General features: G+C 67.2%; 14 protein-coding genes. 6 read left to right on the top strand and 8 right to left on the bottom strand.

From position 1 onward, the window contains the following. Positions 1-47: 47 nt before the first annotated feature. A complete protein-coding gene (locus WBA97_RS27380; protein WP_424233808.1) occupies positions 48-758 on the bottom strand; it encodes an O-methyltransferase in 711 nt (236 codons plus the stop codon). Positions 759-944: 186 nt separating this feature from the next. Here WBA97_RS27380 and WBA97_RS27385 point away from each other — a divergent pair, with 186 nt between their 5' ends. After that, entirely contained in the window at positions 945-2,318 is a 1,374-nt protein-coding gene (locus tag WBA97_RS27385; protein ID WP_424233809.1) for an extracellular solute-binding protein, read from the top strand. A 211-nt stretch (positions 2,319-2,529) separates the two neighbouring features. Here the strand turns inward: WBA97_RS27385 and WBA97_RS27390 are convergent, their stop codons facing one another. From WBA97_RS27390 to WBA97_RS27400, 3 genes are all read right to left on the bottom strand, one after another. Continuing rightward, the gene (locus WBA97_RS27390; RefSeq protein ID WP_424233810.1) at positions 2,530-4,071 is read right to left on the bottom strand and encodes a 4-hydroxyphenylacetate 3-hydroxylase family protein; all 1,542 of its coding nucleotides are present in this window, start codon (positions 4,069-4,071) and stop codon (positions 2,530-2,532) included. A gap of 256 nt (positions 4,072-4,327) precedes the next feature. Continuing rightward, entirely contained in the window at positions 4,328-4,945 is a 618-nt protein-coding gene (locus WBA97_RS27395) for a dihydrofolate reductase family protein (RefSeq protein ID WP_424233811.1), read from the bottom strand. Positions 4,946-5,127: 182 nt separating this feature from the next. Further along, a complete protein-coding gene (locus tag WBA97_RS27400) occupies positions 5,128-6,195 on the bottom strand; it encodes a DUF2855 family protein (RefSeq protein WP_424233812.1) in 1,068 nt (355 codons plus the stop codon). Positions 6,196-6,459: 264 nt separating this feature from the next. Between WBA97_RS27400 and WBA97_RS27405 the strand changes: the two genes are divergently transcribed. The 5 genes from WBA97_RS27405 (at position 6,460) to WBA97_RS27425 (ending at position 12,505) form a co-directional block, all read left to right on the top strand. After that, positions 6,460-7,848 carry a condensation domain-containing protein gene (locus WBA97_RS27405; protein ID WP_424233813.1) on the top strand — a complete coding sequence of 463 codons (1,389 nt, stop codon included), beginning with the start codon at positions 6,460-6,462 and terminating at the stop codon, positions 7,846-7,848. 33 nt (positions 7,849-7,881) lie between these two features. Beyond that, positions 7,882-8,694 (top strand): SAM-dependent methyltransferase, encoded by an 813-nt coding sequence (locus WBA97_RS27410; protein ID WP_424233814.1) that lies wholly within the window; start codon positions 7,882-7,884, stop codon positions 8,692-8,694. A 139-nt stretch (positions 8,695-8,833) separates the two neighbouring features. Beyond that, positions 8,834-10,078 carry a cytochrome P450 family protein gene (locus WBA97_RS27415; RefSeq protein ID WP_424233815.1) on the top strand — a complete coding sequence of 415 codons (1,245 nt, stop codon included), beginning with the start codon at positions 8,834-8,836 and terminating at the stop codon, positions 10,076-10,078. A 172-nt stretch (positions 10,079-10,250) separates the two neighbouring features. Further along, positions 10,251-10,826, top strand: coding sequence for a YceI family protein (locus WBA97_RS27420; RefSeq protein WP_424233816.1), 576 nt, complete (start codon positions 10,251-10,253; stop codon positions 10,824-10,826). 80 nt (positions 10,827-10,906) lie between these two features. After that, positions 10,907-12,505: an MFS transporter gene (locus WBA97_RS27425; protein ID WP_424233817.1), complete on the top strand. Its 1,599-nt coding sequence runs from the start codon at positions 10,907-10,909 to the stop codon at positions 12,503-12,505. 339 nt (positions 12,506-12,844) lie between these two features. Here WBA97_RS27425 and WBA97_RS27430 read toward each other — a convergent pair whose 3' ends face one another. The 4 genes from WBA97_RS27430 to WBA97_RS27445 all read right to left on the bottom strand — a co-directional run bounded on the left by WBA97_RS27430 (position 12,845) and on the right by WBA97_RS27445 (position 18,746). Beyond that, entirely contained in the window at positions 12,845-13,984 is a 1,140-nt protein-coding gene (locus WBA97_RS27430) for an acyltransferase family protein (RefSeq protein WP_424233818.1), read from the bottom strand. Between the two features lie 278 nt (positions 13,985-14,262). Further along, positions 14,263-16,656 carry a beta-propeller fold lactonase family protein gene (locus WBA97_RS27435; protein ID WP_424233819.1) on the bottom strand — a complete coding sequence of 798 codons (2,394 nt, stop codon included), beginning with the start codon at positions 16,654-16,656 and terminating at the stop codon, positions 14,263-14,265. A 133-nt stretch (positions 16,657-16,789) separates the two neighbouring features. Beyond that, the gene (locus WBA97_RS27440) at positions 16,790-18,079 is read right to left on the bottom strand and encodes a PLP-dependent aminotransferase family protein (protein ID WP_424233820.1); all 1,290 of its coding nucleotides are present in this window, start codon (positions 18,077-18,079) and stop codon (positions 16,790-16,792) included. Further along, positions 18,072-18,746 carry a glutamate racemase gene (locus WBA97_RS27445; protein ID WP_424233821.1) on the bottom strand — a complete coding sequence of 225 codons (675 nt, stop codon included), beginning with the start codon at positions 18,744-18,746 and terminating at the stop codon, positions 18,072-18,074. The genes WBA97_RS27440 and WBA97_RS27445 overlap by 8 nt, the downstream gene beginning before the upstream one ends. Positions 18,747-18,811: the final 65 nt, after the last annotated feature.

Below are 18,811 nucleotides of genomic sequence, written 5' to 3' on the forward strand. Positions count from 1 at the left end.
CCCGGCACGGAGCACCAGTCGAGTCACCACGACGTGTCGTCAGTGCCTCATCGCGGTTCGTGCAGGTCGTCGGGGCGCTTGTAGACCAGCGTCACGCCGTCGAAGACGGGGAGCATGCTGAGCTCGACCCGCTTGTCGTCGCGCAGTGCGGAGTTCAGGGCGCGTAGCGCGTCCGTTTCCGGGTCGCTGAAGCCCTTCCGCGCCACCCTGCCCGACCAGAGCACGTTGTCCAGCACCAGCAGTCCGCCCGGCCGGAGCAGTTCGAGGCACCGTTCGAAGTAGGTGGAGTAGTTCTGCTTGTCGGCGTCGATGAAGGCGAAGTCCACCGTGCCGGCTGCCCCGTCGGCCAGCAGCGCGTCCAGGGTCTCGACCGCGGGACGCAGCTCGAACTGGATGCGGTCGGCGACGCCAGCCCGTGCCCAGAACGGCCTGCCGATGTCGGCCCACTCGGCACTGACGTCGCAGGTGATGAGGCGGCCGTGCTCGGGAAGCGCGCTGGCCATGGCCAGCGCGCTGTAGCCGGTGAACGTCCCGACCTCGACAACGGTGGTGGCGGAGATCAGTCCGACGAGGAAGCGGAGCAACTGCCCCTCTTCCGGTGGGGCCAGCATGCCGTGCTGGATCAGCCGCATGGTGGCCATCCGCAGCTCATGCGCGATGGCGTCCTCGCGGAGCGACACGTCCACCACGTACTGCTGGATCTCGTCCAGTTCGCCGGTCGCCATCAGCATTTCCTCCTGGTAATAGTACGCACGCACAAAAATAGTCCCACCCAGGAATACCGGCGGCATCTCGAAAAGTGCGACGCGCCGCACGTGGAGAGCAATCGCGGAGGTGCGCGCACGTGCGACGAATGCCAGTCTCGATGTCGGAGACAGTGATTTTGGCATGAATCGGCTCGACGGTGCACAGGCTGAACAGTCGAATAAGTCACGGAGGATGCTGTGCCGGATTCGATCGAAACCGACGCGCCGATCATCATCGACGTATGGCTTGGGGACAGCCCGAAGTTCGAAGATTCGGACGATCAGAAGCTGCCGGGTTTTGGTGAGCCGATCGTGGCGGCGGCCGAGTCGTTCAACCGGGCGCACCCGGAGTACGAGGTGCGGATCCGCAAGGTCGACTTCCGTGAGCTGCCGAAGGTGGTCGCCGAGGCGGCCGCGCAGGGAAACGCGCCGGCCCTCGCGGAGTACGTCTACACGGCGACCCAGGTGGCGCTCGACACCCGAGGCCCGGCCGGTGAACCGCTGTTCGTGCCGGTCCAGCGTGCGGTCGGCGACCGTGCCAAGATCCTGGGGGAGCCGGTGGTCATCAACGACCTCGTGCCCTCGGTGCGCGACTACTGGAGCCTGCGCGGCGAACTGGTTTCCGTGCCGACGTCCGTGACGAGCAACATCTTCTACGCCAACAAGGCCGTACTCGAGCGCGCGGGCGTCGAACGGATGCCTGCGACGTGGCAGGAGCTGGCGGCCGCGTGTGCCGCCGTCGCCGAGCTGCCCGACGGTCCGGCGCACGGCGTCACCTGGCCCAACTACGGCTGGCTGTTCCACACGGAGGTCGTCGGGCAGGGCGGGTTGCTCTGCGACAACGACAACGGCCGGTCCGGCCGGTCCTCCGAGGTCTTCCTCGACTCCCCCGAGATGCTCAGCTACGTGCGGTGGTGGCAGCGCATGCACGAGAGCGGCCACTACTACTACACCGGTGAGGTGAACGACTACTTCGGTGGCATGGCGGCCTTTGCCCGTCAGGACGTCGCCTTCGTGGTCACGTCGTCGGCGGTCGGTCAGCTCATGACGGATATGGCCACCGAGGCGGGCATCGAGCTCGTGGCGGGTCACCTGCCGCGTTTCGACGACCAGCCCTACACCGGCGGGCCCTTCGGCGGCCAGTCGTTCTTCCTGGCGGGCGGCCTGCCGAAGGAGAAGGAGGACGGCGCGCTCGCCTTCCTCCAGCACCAGCTCAACCCGCAGCACGCGATAGCGCGGATAGCCGACCGTTCACTCCCGTTGACCCTCGCGGCGTACGAACACGTCACGTCGGACCGGTGGGTCGAGCCGTTCCCCGGCTACCGCGTCGCGACGGAGCAGGTCGCGTCGCCGAACCGGACGCGGGCATCGGCCGGGCCGCTGCTCGGCAACCTCAACGGCATCAACGGCGCCACGATCGCGGCGATGGAAGACGTGCTGCTCAGGGGAGCGGACCCGGCAACCCGATTCCACGCGGCGAACGAGCAGGCACAGGCGTTGCTCGACCGCCACAACGCGGCGGTACTCGCCTGCCCGTCCAAGACCCCGGACGCGCTCACGGTAACGGCCTGACCCACTCCGGCACCGCACCCGCAGGGTGCGGTGCCGGAGTGCCCGAAAGGCGCTTTCAGGACGCCTCAACGTCCCGAAAGCGCCTAATCAGTTCTGGGAGTCGGCCGTCGGGCAGACTCTTGGGTTGGTGGCCGACTGGCGGGTGAGCACTCTTTCGGGGCATCGCGCATCCGGTGGATCCGGGCACGACACCCCGCCTCTGACGGGGACCTCAGCTGAGGAGGTCGCGGCCCATCTGGCCGAGTTGTTCGAAGGAGGCGAGGTCGGGTACCTGCCAGCCGTCCAGGTCGTATTCCGCGAGGCACTTGTCGACGAACGCCTTGTAGCCGTCGAGTTGCCCGTCGGCCATCTGACCCATCAGCAGCGCGACCCTGGTGTTCTCGTGGCTGCCGGTGTAGTTGCGTTCGTACAGCTCGTGGCGGCCGCCGAACTCGGTGCCGACCGCGTCCCACAGGAGTTTCATCACCTTGACGCGTTCGACGGAGTCGATGCCGTGTGAGCCGCGCAGGTACTTGTCCAGGTACGGCCGGATTTCGGGGTTCTGGAAGTCCTTCGCGCTGGAGTTCAGGTAGATGAGTCCACTTGCGACGTCCTGCAACACGATCTCCCGGATCCTGGCGTAGCCGAGCTGGGAGAACCACCGGTACGCCATGCCGTAGTTCGCGTTCGGCAGCACCGAGCCGTTTCGCCACGGTACGGGGTTGCGGGCGGCGGCGTCGGAGAGGCCCCAGAACAGGTTGCGCCAGGCGAGGACTTCGCCGAGTCGGGTTTGTACGCCGCGGAAGTCGCTGACGCCGGTGATCTCGAGTGCTTTGGCGAGCAGGCCCGCGAGGAACTCGAACTTCACCGCGAGCCGGGTCGCGCCGTGGAACTGGGCTCGTTCGTTGAACCCGGAGTTCCCGGTGAACATGCCGACCTTGGCGACGTCGCCGTAGATGAACACGTTCTCCCACGGGATGAGTACCTTGTCCATCACCAGGACGGTGTCGTTCTCGTCCAGTCGTGAGGAGAGCGGGTAGTCGAACGGGCTGCCGGTCAGCGTGGACGCGGCCGTGTAGGACTGGCGGCAGATGAGCTTCATGCCGGGTGCGTCCATGGGCACGGTGGCCACGATGTTGAACTTGCGGTCCTTGATCGGCAGCCGGTCATGGGCGATGAAGTTGTAGTGGGTCAGTGCGGATCCCGTCGCGACGACCTTGGCACCGCTGACGATGACCCCGCTGTCGGTTTCGCGTTCCACGTGGACGAACACGTCGGCGACCTCGTGCGGCGGCCGGTCCCGGTCCACCGGCGGGTGCACGAAGGCGTGGTTCCAGTAGAGGACCTTCTCCTGGGACTCCTTGTACCAGCGCCTGGCGTTGTCGGCGAACGGGTTGTAGAAGTCGGCGTTGGCGCCGAGGGTGCCGAGGAACGCGGCCTTGTAGTCCGGGGTGCGCCCCATCCAGCCATAGCTCAGCCTGGACCACGCGGCGATGGCCTTCTGGTCGGCGACGAGGTCCTCCGCGCTGTGCGGCGTCGCGAAGAAGCGGTGCGTGTAGCCATCGCCTCCGGCGTCGGTGGCGGTGGTGAGCACGTCGTGGTGCTCCGGGTCGTGCAGGGCGTCGTAGAGCCGCGCGTTCATCCGCGCCGGATTGCGGAAAGCCGGGTGTTCGGTGACGTCCTTGACCCGCTCGCCGTAGAGGTAGATCTCCCGGTCGTCACGCAGGCTCTCGAGGTACTCCGCACCGGTCAGCGGCCTGGTCTGCTCGGTCACCGGGACACCTCACCTTTCGATAGCATCGACGTGAACCCGACGTGTTGCGCCCTGATTCTCTGTGCATACGATGCTGGAGGTGCCGACGTCGACGCATCTCGCTGGATGCGCAAAGACGTCCCAGCCGCCTCGGAAACGTGACAGGCACCCGGGCGCCTGATCCGGGCATCCGGGTGCCTGCCAATGGTCGTCGACCGGTCCGGTCAACGACCTGGAGCTGCTGTTGCGTCTGCGGCGAACGCCTACGTCACGTGCCTCAGGAGTCGGACCTCGCGTACTCCGGGCGGCCGGTGGGCCGGTAGACCTGGATCGTCATCCCGTTCGGCGTTGGCCGCGACTCCAGCAGCTCGAGCGCTGTGTCCAGGCCGTTGTCTGGGAACAGGCGCGTGCCCTGGCCGACGATCACGGGGCTGACGAGCAGGTTGATCTCGTCGACGAGCTCGTTGTCGAGTAGCCAGCGGATCAGGGCGCCGCTGCCGTGCACCTGCAGCTCCCCGTCCTGCTTGGCCTTCAGCTCGCCGATGGCGGCCGCGAGATCACCGGAGAGGACGGTCGTGTCCGCCCACCGCGGGTCGGTGAGGGTGTTGGACGCGACGTACTTGGGCCGCGAGTTCAACGCCAGCGCGATGACGTTGTCGCCAGGATCCGCCGCCATCGCTCCCCAGTAGGCGACAAAGATCTCGTAGGTCCGCCTGCCGAGCAGGAACGCGTCGGCGCGCGAGAAGACCTCGTTCAGAAACTTCCCCGCCTCGTTGTCCCACAGCGGTCCTTGCCAACCGCCGCGCTCGAATCCGCCGCTGCGGTCCTCGTCCGGACCGCCGAGTCCCTGCATCACTCCGTCGACGGTGATACACGTGGTGGTAGTGAGCTTCACGATCGCGGTCCCTTCTCATCATCTCGTGGTTGAGTCCCTTTTGGTGTGCGGGCACCAGCGTATCCCCGCCGGGTCGGGGACGCGGGCTCGACGGAAGGCAGAGCAATCTCGAAGAAGGTTCCGGAGAATGCGGGCCGGAATTCGGTCGGAAATCACTGACAACCATCGTGGCGATCTTGTCGTCAGGGAACGAGAACGGTGCAACTGTCCGGAGGATGGGTCCCGTCGACCAGGCTGGCGAAGACCGCCGCCACCGCGTCGGGGCCACCGTCGTTCTTGACGGTCAGCCACGACTCCGTCGCATCGATGAACTCGTTCTCCGCCGCATGGTAGCGAGCGAAGAACGCGTCCTCGCCCTCCGCCTCGATCGCCTTCTGCTCGAAGCCGGGAGAGAAGAGGACCTCCGGAGCGGGATCGGCGAGGTCGAGCGGTGGCTGCGCGCCGTGGGTCCAGCCCAGCAACGCGAAATGCACCAGGCTGTCCCGGAACGCGCCGTGGATGGCGGACACCACCGCGTTGTCGCCGGTGATGTCGACGCAGGCCACCGGACCGTCGGCGGTGACCACCGAGAGGTCCGGGTAACCGGCCACCGCGTCGTACAGTCCGAGGCCTGCCACGAACTCGCGGTGGTGTTCTGAGGTGAACCCGACGGTCCGCACGTTCGGGTTGCCGTGCAGGCGATGCGCGATCCCGATCGCCACCTTGCTCGACGCCGACGTGACCAGCACCGTCAACCCGTCATCGCCCGCCTTGCCGGCCAGGAGCTCGGCGGCGTGGAACGACGCGGGATAGATCGGACGCACCAGCGTCCTGCGGTCCTCGCGGTGGTCGGCCTCGCCCGAGGGCCGGAAGGTCCGGTACCACGGCTGCGGGTAGTGCCGGTCCGGTGTGGTGTCGGCGAAACCTGCCGAGATGGGTGCGGGCAGCACGAGGTGGTGGCTCGAGGGAGGCAGCAAACCGAAGAAGCGCTCGCCGACCCCGAAGCCGGGATGGCGCGAGCGCGTCACCCGTGCGAAGCCCCACGTGGGAACCCGGCCCCAGGCCGGATCCGCGGTGGGGAACGTGGCCCAGAAGTGCATCGGCGGATCGCCCCACCGGGCATAGGTCACGTTGTTCATGGTCAGGGCCAGCCGTTCGACGGCGAGCTCGACCTGGTCCGCCGCCAGCTCCGGCGTCGCGACCCGGCGCACCTCGGTGACCCCAAGCTCGTCGCGCTTGACCAGCAGCTCCCATCGTGCTGCTTCTGGCATCTGTTTCTCCCTTGCTCGGTCAGGAAGGTGGGCCAGTGTCGGGTACGGGTGTTTCTCCCCATCCGTCGAATCGTCCGTCGAATTCAGGAATGCGGCTCATTGTCGTCTTCCGGCCGATCGCGGCGCATCTCTCGCACTGCGGTCCTGATCGGTGGCGCAGCACGAACCAAGATGCCGACGACATGGTTGGCGGGCACGATGAATCGCAGCCTGGGAGATCGTACGAGCCAGAAGACAGGCGCGCATGAGAGGAACTACGGTCCGATGACCATCGAAAAAGAACTCCCGATCGTCGGCGACGGAACTGAACGGCGTCATCTTTCGGCCAACCAGGCATTCATGTGCGCCTTCGACCGGGGCAACGACCTTGGTGCGTTCGGCCCCCGGAGTCTCATCACCGCGGGCTGGCGCCTGAAGGGTCACCTGGACCTGGCGACGCTGCAGTCCGCATTGGACGATGTCGCCGCGCGGCACGAGGGGTTACGCACCCTCATCGTCAGGGACGACGGCGAGCCCTACGCCCGTGTCTTTCCGCCGAGCGCCGTCGAGCTGACGGTCAGCGATCTCTCGTCCTCGGTGGACGAGGACACCCGCGAACGGCGCGCGCACGAGTTCCTCAACGAGGTCGAGGGCACCGGCAGGTGCGACCTCAGGCAGATGCCGTTGCTGCGAGCCAGGTTGGGGCGGTTCGACGACGGCGACGCGGTACTCGTGCTCGTCACCCACCACACGGTCAGCGACGCATGGTCCATCCACCTGATCCTCCGTGATGTCGCCACCCGCTACGCGTCCCGTCGTGGGCTGCCGGTGCCTGAGCTGCCGGAGATGCGCCAGTACGGCGAGCACGCGGCATGGCAGCAGCAGGAGCTGGCAGAGGAGTCCGCGAACGTCGCGCGCAAGTACTGGCAGAACAAGCTGGCGGGCGGGAAGTTCGTCACCATCCCTCCCGACCGGGTCAGGCGGCTGGAGGTCCCGCCGGTGTACTCGGTGTACCGGTTCCTGTTCGACCAGCGGCTCTACACCGCCGCCAACGCGCTGGCCAAGTCGACGCGAAGCTCGGCGTTCATGGTGCTCTACGCGTGCTTCAACCTGTTCCTGCATCGCAGGACGGGCGTGAACGACATCGTGGCGCCGACCCTGACCTCCGGTCGCGCGGAGCCGGAGTTCCACGAGACGGTCGGTCCGTTCTTCAACTTCATGCCGGTCCGGACCGACGTGTCCGACTGCGTGACCTTCCGCGACCTGGTGAACAAGACGCGCGCCACCCTGCTGGAGGCGATCTCCTACGAGCTGCCGTTCCGCGAGATCGCGGCCCAGGCCGAGCCGGAACTGATGCAGCCTTTCATGGATCCCAACGGTGTCGTCAGCGCGTTCGAGGTCAACCACTACCCGGCGACACTCGACGAGCAGGTCATCGGCGACGTCGGCTACACGGGCCTGCGCAGGCGGTTGATCTCGGCCAAGGACACCTCGGAAATTCCGGACGGAAACCTGTGGGACTTCGATCTTGACCCGGCAGGCGACGGCATGGTGGGCCTGGTGAAGTACAACAGCCTCGATTTCGATGAGCCGAGCATTGTCGCGATGGTCGAGGAATACCGGGAGCTGCTGACCTCGTCGCTCCGCTCTCCGGACTCGGCATTGCGGCGCTGAGGAAGCCAAACCCGACACCATAGGGGATTTTCCGTGAGCGAACTGAACTCGACACCGGCCGAGATCGCTGAGTTCTACGACGGCGCGAGCGTCATGGCCGACAAGTACTTCGGTGGTTACCAGCGCCAGGGCTACTGGTACGACGACGCCGACGACGCCTCGCTGGAGGAGGGCGCGGGGCGACTCACCCGCAAGATCGTGGACGTGCTCGGCCTGCGTCCTGGCGAGAGCCTGCTGGACGCCGGTTGTGGCACCGGCACGGCGACGATAGACATCGCGGGCGAGTACGACGTCCGGGTCACCGGCATCACGATCAGCCCCGCCGAGGCAGCGAAGGCCAAGGCCAGGGCGAACGACGCTGGTGTGTCCGACCAGGTCGGGTTCGAGGTCGCCGACTACCACACGCTGCCGTTCCCCGAGAATCACTTCGACGCCCTGGTCGCGTTCGAGTCGCTCTTCAACGCCTACGACCTGGAAAAGGCGCTGCTGGAGTTCCACCGCGTGCTCCGGCCCGGCGGTCGCGTCGCCATGTCCGAGATAGCGAAGACGACGGACGCCTCACCGCTGGGGAAGCCATTTCCCCAGGCCCGCGAGCCCATGACGATGGACAGCTGGGTCACGGCGTTCGAGTCCGCGGGCTTCGTGGTCGAGGAGCGGATCCAGAGTGCCCGCGTGTACGTCAACACCGGCAAGCGCCACCTCGCCCACTTCGACAAGGTGAGCGGTCCCATCGCCGAGGAGTTCGGCAATGAGCTGGCCGAGGCCATGAGGACGGGAATGCGAGAGGCATTCCACCTGGGCCCGGAGGACGTGACCTACGTAATCCTCTGCGCCAGAAAGCAGTAGTACGACAGTCGAGTACGGCGAATGGCTGGGTGACGTTCGTAGCCACCCGGCCATTCCTGGGTTCCGGCGGAATTCGTTGCCCGGGTGCACAGTCACCCTCATCAGCCAGCGTCGCATCGCGAAATACCGGGAGACTGCCATGACAACAGACCGTCCCTTCATCCTGGACCGCACTGGCCGTGACATCCACGCGGAAGCGGACCACCTGCGCGGGCTCGGCCCCGCCACCCGGGTGGAACTGCCCGGTGGCGTGCTGGCCTGGTCGGTCAACAGCTACGAGGTCAGCAAGAAGCTGCTGAGCGACCCGAACGTCAGCAAGAGCGCCCGCAACCACTGGCCTGCGTTCATCAACGGCGAGGTTCCGTCCGACTGGGAGATGATCAGCTGGGTGGCGATGGACAACATCTCCACCACGTTCGGCAAGGACCACCGCAGGCTGCGGCGGCTGACCAGTAAGGCGTTCAACGCGCGCAGGCCGGACGAGGTCCGCCCGAAGGCGCAGGCCATGATCGACATGCTGCTCGACGGCCTGGCGGCCGCTGCGGCCGCCGACGAGGTGGTCGATCTGAAGACGCAGTTCGCCTACCCGCTGCCCGGCATGCTCGTCGCCGAGCTCATCGGCATGTCGGACGAGGCCAGGGTGGCGGCGGCGAAGATGATCGACCTGATGGTCGCCACGGACGTGACCCCCGAGCAGGCCCAGGACACGCTGCTGGGCTGGCGTGACGCCATCGCCGACCTCATCGCGCTCAAGCGGGCCGAGCCGGGCCCCGACATCACGAGCGACCTGATCGCCGCGCGGGACGAGGACGGCTCGCGGATGACCGAGCAGGAGATGACCGACACGGTCTTCGCGATCCTCGGCGCCGGCTCGGAGACCACGATCAACTTCATCGACAACGCGGTCACCGCGCTGCTCACCCACCCAGAGCAGCTCGAGCTGGTCAAGTCGGGACAGGTCTCGTGGGAGGAGGTCATCGAGGAGGTGCTGCGGTTGCAGTCGCCGCTGGCGAGCCTGCCGCTGCGGTTCGCGGTCGAGGACATCGAATTGGACGGTGTGACCATTCCCAAGGGCGACCCGATCCTGGTCAACTACGCCGCGCTCGGGCGCGACCCGGCGCTGCACGGGGGGTCGGCGGCCACGTTCGACATCACCCGCGCCGACAAGGAGCACCTGTCGTTCGGTCATGGCCCGCATTACTGCCTCGGTGCCGGCATCGCCAGGATGCTGGCCAAGGCGAGCCTCTCCGCGCTCTTCGAGCGCTTCCCCGACCTGACGCTCGCCGTCGATCCCAAGGACCTCGTGCCCTATCCCACGTTCATCATGAACGGGCACCGTCACCTGCCCGTCCGCCTCACGGGTGCGCTGTCCGCGGCGGCATGACGATGTCGGCGTCGCCCACCCGTTCGGGTGACCTGTCACCTGGACGTGGAACCGCCGGGACATCGCACTTTCGAAGATGCCGGGCAACCCGGCGATGTCAAGAATCTGAGGGAACGATTGCCGGCCGTCTTTCGGTGGTCAAATGGCAGAGTTCATCGATCTGGGAGGTATTATGAGCGAGGCTGTGGTCGACACCGCAGGTACGAGTCCGTTGCCAGGAGTGGCGGCCGGGACCTGGGTGATCGATCCCTCTCATTCGTGGGTTGGTTTCTCCGTGCGCCACCTGATGAGCAAGGTGCGGGGTAGATTCACCGAGTTCACCGGCGAGATCGTGGCCGGCGAGACCCTGGACGCGTCGTCCGTGAACGTGGTCATCGAACTGTCCTCGGTGGACACGGGCAACGAGATGCGCGACAACCACCTGCGCACCAAGGACTTCTTCGACGTCGAGCAGACGCCCAAGATGACCTTCGCCAGCACGGCCGTGCGCCAGACTGGCGACAAGTGGGTCCTCACCGGGGACCTGACGATCCTCGACATCACCAAGGCGGTGGACATCGAGGTCGAGTTCCTCGGCGTCGACCCGACGGGCATGCAGGGCGAGCAGCGGCTCGGGTTCGAGGGCACGACCTCGATCAACCGCAGCGAGTTCGGCGTCAGCTTCGGCATCGCGACCGAGGGTTCCAAGGTGTTCGTCGGCGACAAGATCGACATCCAGCTCGAGGTCGAGGCCACGCTGAGCGAGTGAAGCGGCGGCCATCGCGCCGCCATGACAACCGTATGACAGTGCGCGTCGCCACGGGTACGCGCCGAAGACAGGACTTGATCGTGACTGCTGTAGACACGACGCGCGTACCCGGGCGGCGGGAATGGGTGGGACTGGCCCTGCTCTGCTTGCCCACGTTTCTCGTCTCGATGGATTTCTCCGTGCTGTACCTGGGGGTTCCGCACCTCACGGCCGATCTCGCGCCGACCGGCATCCAGCAACTGTGGATCGTGGACATCTACGGGCTGGTGATCGCGGGCTTCCTGGTCACCATGGGAACTCTCGGTGACCGGATCGGCAGGAAGAAACTGTTGCTCGCCGGTGCCGCGTTGTTCGGCATCGCTTCGGTGTCGGCGGCGTTCTCCACCGGCCCGGAGATGCTCATCGCCAGCCGTGCGCTGCTCGGCGTGGCGGGTGCCGCGGTGCTGCCGTCGGTGATGGCACTGGTCACCAGCATGTTCACCGAGCAGAAGCCACGCGCCAAAGCCCTCGCCATCTGGACGGCCTGCTTCATGACCGGGTCGACGCTCGGTCCGCTCGTCGGTGGCGTGCTGCTCAACTTCTTCTGGTGGGGTTCGGTGTTCCTGGTGTCCGTGCCGGGAATCGTGCTGCTGCTGGTGTTCGGCCCCTCCCTGCTGCCCGACCAGAGGTCACCCCAGGCGGGCAAGCTCGACCCGGTCAGCGTCGTGCTGTCCCTCGCGGCGATCCTGCCGTTCGTCTACGGGCTCAAGGAGCTGGCGCGCAACGGCTGGGAGTTGTTCCCCGCCGCGGCGCTGGTGTTCGGCATCGGGGTAGGGGTGGTGTTCGTCCAGCGGCAGCGGCGCCTGGAGCACCCGCTGCTCGACCTGCGCCTGTTCGGCAACCGCATCTTCCGTTCCACGGTGGCTCTGTTCTTCGTGACCGCCCTGGTGGGTGCGGGCACCCTCCTGCTCGTCACGCTGTACCTGCAGAACGTCACCGGCCTCACCCCGCTGGCGGCGGGCATGCTCCTGCTGGTGCCCAACGCGCTGATGATCATCGCCAGCCTGACCACCCCGTCGGTGGCGAACCACATCCGTCCGGCGTACCTGATCGCGGGCGGGCTGTTCGTCGCGGGTATCGGCTACCTGATCTTCACGCAGACCGACTCGACCTCCGGCCCCTCGACGATCTTCTTCGCGATGTGCGTCGTCATGCTCGGCACCGCGCCGCTGGCCGCGCTCGCGAACCACTTCGCCATGGGTTCGGTGCCGCCGGAGAAGGCAGGCTCCGGGGCGTCGATCGTGCAGACGGCCACCGAGTTCGCCATCGGGCTCGGCATCGCGACGCTCGCCACGCTCGGGACCGCGGTGTACCGGACCAATGTGGAGGGTGCGCTCGGCGCGGTACCACCCGATGCGGCCGACGCCGCCAGGGAAAGCGTCGACCGTGCGGTCGACGTGGCCGGCCGGCTGCCCGCCGAGCAGGGCGGCGACCTGCTGGCCTCGGCCCGCGACGCGTTCACCTCCGGCCTGCACGTGGTGGGTGTCATCAGCGCCATCTTCTACGCGGGTCTGTGTGTACTCGCCCTGCGTGCTTTCAAGGGCGCGAAGAACGCGCAGGGTGAGGTTGACGACAACGCCAAGAAGGACGACGACAAGGCCGATTCGGAACCCGAGACCGCGTCAGCCGTCGAAGGATAGGCGTAAACCGGTAAACACACGGCAAAGCCCGCGCGTTCTCCACGCGCGGGCTTTGCCGTGTGCACGTGCGTGGAATGTATTGCCATACGCAACGGAGATTCCTTCGTAAATGCTGCGATCGCGTCGCGGGCTGGAGTCGTGTCGGTGCCATCCGTTACCGTTGATGGCATGGCATCCATCGTCGATGCCCCGCCGGTGTTCCTGACCGCCGACGGGGCGCTCACTGACCCGGCCCGGGCGGCCGGTGTACTGGGTGCCCCGCCCGATCGATGGATTGCCTGCGGCACAACGAAAGGGCGCCGGGATCGCGCCCGACGCCCCTTCATGGTACCTCTGGTGCTACGCGTCCCGGTCGCTGTGGACGCTTGTCGAGCCGGCCGTGACCGCGGCCAGCTCGCGCCTGCGCCGCGAGGTGGCGAACCGCCTCATGAGGGGCCGTTCGACGAACCTGAAGGTCGCCCAGGACAGCGCCAGGGTCGCCGCGAACAGCAGGACCATCACGGCGATCGCGGTCGACGTGCTCCAGTTCTCACCCGCGCCAAGCAAATGGTGGCCGTAGGTGATCACCAGGACGTGCCACATGTAGAAGGCGAACGAGATGTCACCCAGCCAGACCATCTTCCTGCTGCCGAGGAACATCGGCTGGCTACCCGCGTCGGCGGCCGCGGTAGTGGCGACGAGCAGGCCGATCGGGACCAGCATGACCGCGCTGAACTGGTAGAGCGGCCCGAACAGCGGGGTGACGAAGTAGGCGACGACGGTCAGCGCGACCGCGCCGCCGAAGGACACCGGGAGCCGTCTTCCGGTGAGCACGATCTTCGCCATGAAGATGCCGAAGACGAACGTCAGCATCTGCGTCGGGGGGAAGTGGAAGACGAACCACAGCTCCCAGTCGGAGAAGCCGTACGGGAACTGCTGGCCGGCCGGCAGCAGTTTCGCGAAGGTCGGCAGGGAGATCACCGAGGCGGCCGAGAGGATCGTCCAGAACCACAGCCGCTCCGGCCGGACCTTGTCGACAAGCCTGATGAGGAACGGGAAGCAGAAGTAGAACAGCGCCTCACAGGACAGCGACCATGCCACCACGTTGAAGCCGGTGCGGACGCTGAGATCGGGATCCCAGGACTGCAGCAGCAGCACGTTCAGCACGCTGTCCCAACCGTGGATGGTTGCCTTGGTGACGCCGGTCAGGAGGATGAGCGCGGCCAGGAAGGTGAGCAGGTGGTTGGGGTAGATCTTGAAGAACCGTCTCCGCCAGAACTGCGGCGCCGTGTCTCCCGGCCGCACGGCCCAGGTGAGGACGAAGCCGCTGAGCACGAAGAAGAAGGTCACCCCCGTCCAGCCGGCCGTCGCGAACAGTGTCGTCGCGCTCTTCTGCGCGCCCGGTGAGGCGAAGGGAAACAACACGGTCGCGTGAAACAGGAAGACGAGAACGGCCGCGACGAAACGTGTGCCGGTCAGCGAGGGTAAGCGCAAGGGCACCGTTCGCGCCATCGAGGATCCCGAACGAGATTCGGCTGTCTTGTATGCCATGGTGCGCTCCATTGGTCGTGCTGACTTGAGTGACCCGTATCGGTCTTACCGATCAATTCGGTCGGCCAAGTTTTTCATGGAAAACGCACGTCGACACGTTCCATAGTGCCAGGTGTGGGTGGTCGATTGAGTGCTGAGAGTGATATCGGCCCTCGCCGGGACGAACGTATTCACGACTTCGGGGTGTGGCTCACCTGAGCCACACCCCGAAGTCGTGAATACGTTCGTCAGTTGTCGTTTTCGTACGGTGGGTTGACCGGTGTGAACGACGTGGTCGGCTTGACCGCCGCGTACGGGGTGAAGTCCGGGCGGTTGGTGAAGGAGGCCGACATCGGCGTCGCGTACGCGTCGAACTGGGTCAGCGGCTTGATGCCGACGATCAGTTCGATGGTGCGCAGCATGGACACCGTGCTGTAGAAGGTGGAGTCCACCTTGCCGGTCTGCGTGTACGGGCTGATCACCAGGGACATGGTGCGGTGCGCGGACACGTGGTCAGCACCGGCCTGGGCGTCGACCTCGGTCACGAAGATGGCCGTGCTGGCCCAGTACTTCGAGTGCGACACCGCGTCGACCAGCTGGCCGAGGGCCCAGTCGTTGTCACCGATGTACGCGGAGGGGACCGGCTTGGCCGGCCAGTTGCCGAACGTGTTGTCGTTGGGCAGCCGGACGAACTGGACGGTGGGCAGGTCGCTGTTCGCAACGTAGCCCGCGAACTCCCGCTTCCACTCCTCGATGCGCGGCGTCAGGCATTCGCTGCCCTGCGGCGGGAAGGTGCCCGCCGAGTCGGGGCAGTTGGGGTTGAAGCCCATGTAGTCCGCGTTGGTGTTCGCGTCCAGTGTCGGGTCGACGGCCCGCATCTTGCCCGCCGCGTCCGGCGTCACGTAGAAGCCGTAGTTGCGGAAGGAGACTCCCTTGCTCGCCAGCCTGTCCCAGAGGTAGGCGTCGGCCGGGTTCCGGTTCGGGGCGATGACCGGGTCGCTGCTCTCGGAGGGGGTCGGGTGGGTTTGGCGGAAGTGCCTGCCCACCCACGTCTGCTGGGTGTACAGGTTGGAGTTGGCCGCCACGGCCCAGTTCCAGCCCTGCGCCTGTACGTCCGCGTTGGAGTAGAAGTTGTCCAGCGTGACGAACCGGTTCGACAGCGCGTAGTGGTTCGGTTTGCTGTCGTCGCCGAACAGGGCGAGGCTCGGGTCGCCGTTGCCCTTGCCCAGGTTGCCGAGCATCTGGTCGTAGGGCCTGGCCTCCTTGACCACGTAGATCACGTGCTCGATGGGCGTCGATCCGCCGATGCGGCTTGGCACGACCGAGTTACCCGCTGTGCCGCGCACCCGGTCGGCGAGCGCGAAGCCGTTGTTGTCCGCGACCTGCCTGGTCCACCCGGCCAGTTGCCTGCCATCGTCGCGAAGCAGCGGGATGGTGGACAGCGTGCCGACCATCATCGTGCCGACGAACTGTGCCCGCCACCGAGGGTCTTCGACCGAGTGGGGGTAGTCGATGTAGGGGTTGGGGCCGTCGGGGTTGGGTCCTGCGCCGAGTCCCTTGGCGTTGAGGACGAACAGCCGCTCGGCCGTCGCGAGCACCGACGTCGGATACCACGCGGTCGGGATCAGACCGGCGACCCGGCCGCGGTTCAGGTCGATCACCGCGACGTCGTTGTTGCCGGAGTTGGCGACGTAGAGGCGGCGCCCGTCCGGCGAGAGGGTCAGGCCGGCCGGGTTCGTGCCGACCTGCGCGTTCTCGTACGGCGCCAGGCTGATGGTCTTCACCACGCGGTTGGCCGCCGTGTCGAGGACACTGATCTGGTCGGAGTCGCCGCCCGACACGTAGAGCGTGCGGCCGGTCTGGTCGAGGACCAGCTGGTTGGGGTGCGTGCCGACGGTGATCGTGGCGAGCAGGGCAGGCGTGCCGGTGCGCACGTCGAGCACGCTGACCGTGTTGCCGCCCTGGTTGGTGACGTAGGCGGTGCGGCCGTCCTTCGACAGCGCGACCGCGTACGGGGCGTTGCCGATGGTGATCGTGTTCGTGTGGCCGGTGGCCAGGTCGACCACTGTCGCGGCATCGGTCAACTGGTCGGCGACGACGAGCCGGGCGCCGTCCGGGGTGACGGCGAGACCGGTCGGGGAGAGGTTGGCCGTGGCAGGCAGCGGGATCGGCGCCTGCTCGGTCAGGCGCGCGCCGGACACACCGAACACGCGGATCTTGTTGCTGCCGCCACCGCTGACGTACACGTGCGTGCCGTCCGGGCTGAACGCGAGGCCCGTGGACAGGGACTCCGGTGGCAGGTACGAGATCGTCTGCGTCACCGTGCTGGTGGTGGCGTCCACGACCTGCAGAGACTGCACGCCGTCACCGGCGTTCGCGACGAGGACATGCCTGCGGTCCGGGAAGAACACCGCGTGGAGCGGTAGTTCGCCAAGGTTGGTCTGGTGGCCTGCGGGTGTCACCCGATGACCGACCGGGGTGACGGCCGTGCCGTCGCCGCTCGGGCCCGCGTGCCTTGGCGGGTACGTCGCCGCGCCACCGCCGCCCGCCGATACCGGGGTCGCACCTCCGCCCGCCATCAACAGGGCAGCGACGACGGTGATCGCCGCGCGCTTGGGTAAACCGTTCGGACGAAACTTCATCGGCCACTCCAACCCGATCACCGGGCCGGCCCCGAGGCCGACCCGAAACGCGGCAGAACCTGGACCGCGCAGCCAACAGGTGCGCAAGTCTGTTCCGCCGCCGGCGAAGCGTGCATCTCCTGGGATGCCGAACTCACGCGTGCTCGGCGACGAGCCGGGACAGCCGCCGCACGCCCTCCGCGATCCGCTCCGCCGCCAGGTAGCTGCAGGACAGCCGGAGCGCGTGGTCGCCGCCATCGGAGTAGAAGAAGCTCATCGGGGTCCACAGGACACCGAACTGCTCAGCGGAGAGTTCGAGCAGCTTCTCGTCTGCGGCGAACGGCACGTCCACGACCGCGAAGAACCCGCCGGTCGGCACGTTCCACCGCACCCCGCGCATGCCGCGTTCCGGCTGCGGGAAGTGCTCCTCCAGGGCGGCGAGCATGGTGCGCAGGTTGTTGCGGTAGAACGAGAGCTTGTTCTGGTTGGCGGTGCGCATGCTGCAGCCCGACTCGACGAGCACGCCGCCGATGACGGCCTGCGAGATCGGCGAGGTGTTCACGGTCAGCATGCTCTTGATGGCCGACATCTCGTCGGCGAGCAGGGTGCGCCCGCCCTCGTCGCCGACCACGGTCTGGTCGGCGACGAGGAAGCCGACGCGGGCGCCGGGGAAGCAGGACTTCGCGAACGATCCCAGGTAGATCACGCGGCCATCGGTGTCCAGCGACTTCAGCGCCGGGCGCGGCTCGTCGTCCAGTCCGAACAGGCCGTACGGGTCGTCCTCGAGCAGCAGCAGGTCCTGCTCGCCCGCGACCTCGAGCAGCCGGCGGCGAATGGCCGTCGAGAGCGAGATGCCCGACGGGTTGGAGAAGTTCGGCACGAGGTAGAGCGCACGGGGCCGCTTGCCCGCCGCGCGGACCCGCCGCGCGACCTCCGCGACGGCGTCCGGGTCGAGTCCGCCGGCGGCTTCCGGCACGGGCACCACGTCGACGCCGAGGATCCTGGCCGCGCCGGTCAGCCCGACGTAGCAGGGCTCGACCGCGAGAACGACATCGTCGGGGCCAGCACAGAGCGCGCGCAGCGCGATGATCATGGCTTCCTGGCAGCCCGCGGTGACCATCACCGACTCCGATGGCACGACGATGTCCTCGTCTATCTCGAGCATCCTGGCGATCAGGTCGCCGAGCTGGCCGTTGGTGCGTCCGTACTGCAGCAGCAGACCGCGCACCCGCTCCTCGGCGAGCCCGCCGTTCCGCAGATGGTCCACATAGGACCGCTGGTACCGGACGATGTCCTCGACCGAGTAGAACCCGTCGTACGGTCTGCCGGCGGCGAGCGAGATCGCGTCCGGGTACCGGCCCGCGATCTCGTTGAGGAAGTTCATCGACGTCGCCACCGGGTCGGAGACCGAGACGTGCAGGCCGGCGCGGGACAGCTCAACCATGGTGCTCCGATCCGTTGGCGGCCAGCGTGATCAGCTCGACGAGCCGGCTGCCGACGTCGATGACTGGCAGTTCGCAGGAGGCGGTGACGAAGGGTAGGACGGACGTGAAGTGCGTGCAGGCGAGCACGACGGCGTCGAGGCCGAGCTGCTCGGCGAGCCGCAGGCTGGTCGGCAGGTGCGAGGCGGCGAAGGCGGCTTCCGGGTCACCGGCCTCGATCCCGCGCACCAGCGCGGGATCCGACACGCCGAGCATCCGGTGGCCGGGCGCGGTCCGCCACGCGGTGCGTTCGACCCCGAGAACGGCCTGCGCGTTCCCGGTGACCACCAACGATGAGCGCAGCTTCGGCAGCAGTTCACTGTAGACGGTGACGGGTGAGACCACCGGCAGCGCGGCGTCGTCGTGGTCGACCACCGCGGACATCGAGTTGCAGAACAGCATCGCCAGCTCGGTCCCGCCCGCACGAAACTCGGCGAGACGCTCGTGGAACGCGGCCGCCAGGCCGTCGGGATCCCGGTACTGCAACGAGTCCTGCTCGTCCGGCGTCGCCGCCATGGCGTGTGGTACCGCGGCGACCCCCTCGGCGCGCAGCAGTTCGGCGCCGAGCACGGAGTCGTAGGGTGTCCCCGCGATGACGGCCACCGCGGGGAACTCGCCGTCCACCACCATCGCGTCTCCTCCCGGCATCCGGTTCCGATGCTCCCAGCCGGGACGGCCGCCGCCATCTCCCCTCG

It is taken from the genome of Actinophytocola sp. (assembly GCF_049647105.1).
GTDB lineage: Bacteria > Actinomycetota > Actinomycetes > Mycobacteriales > Pseudonocardiaceae > Actinophytocola.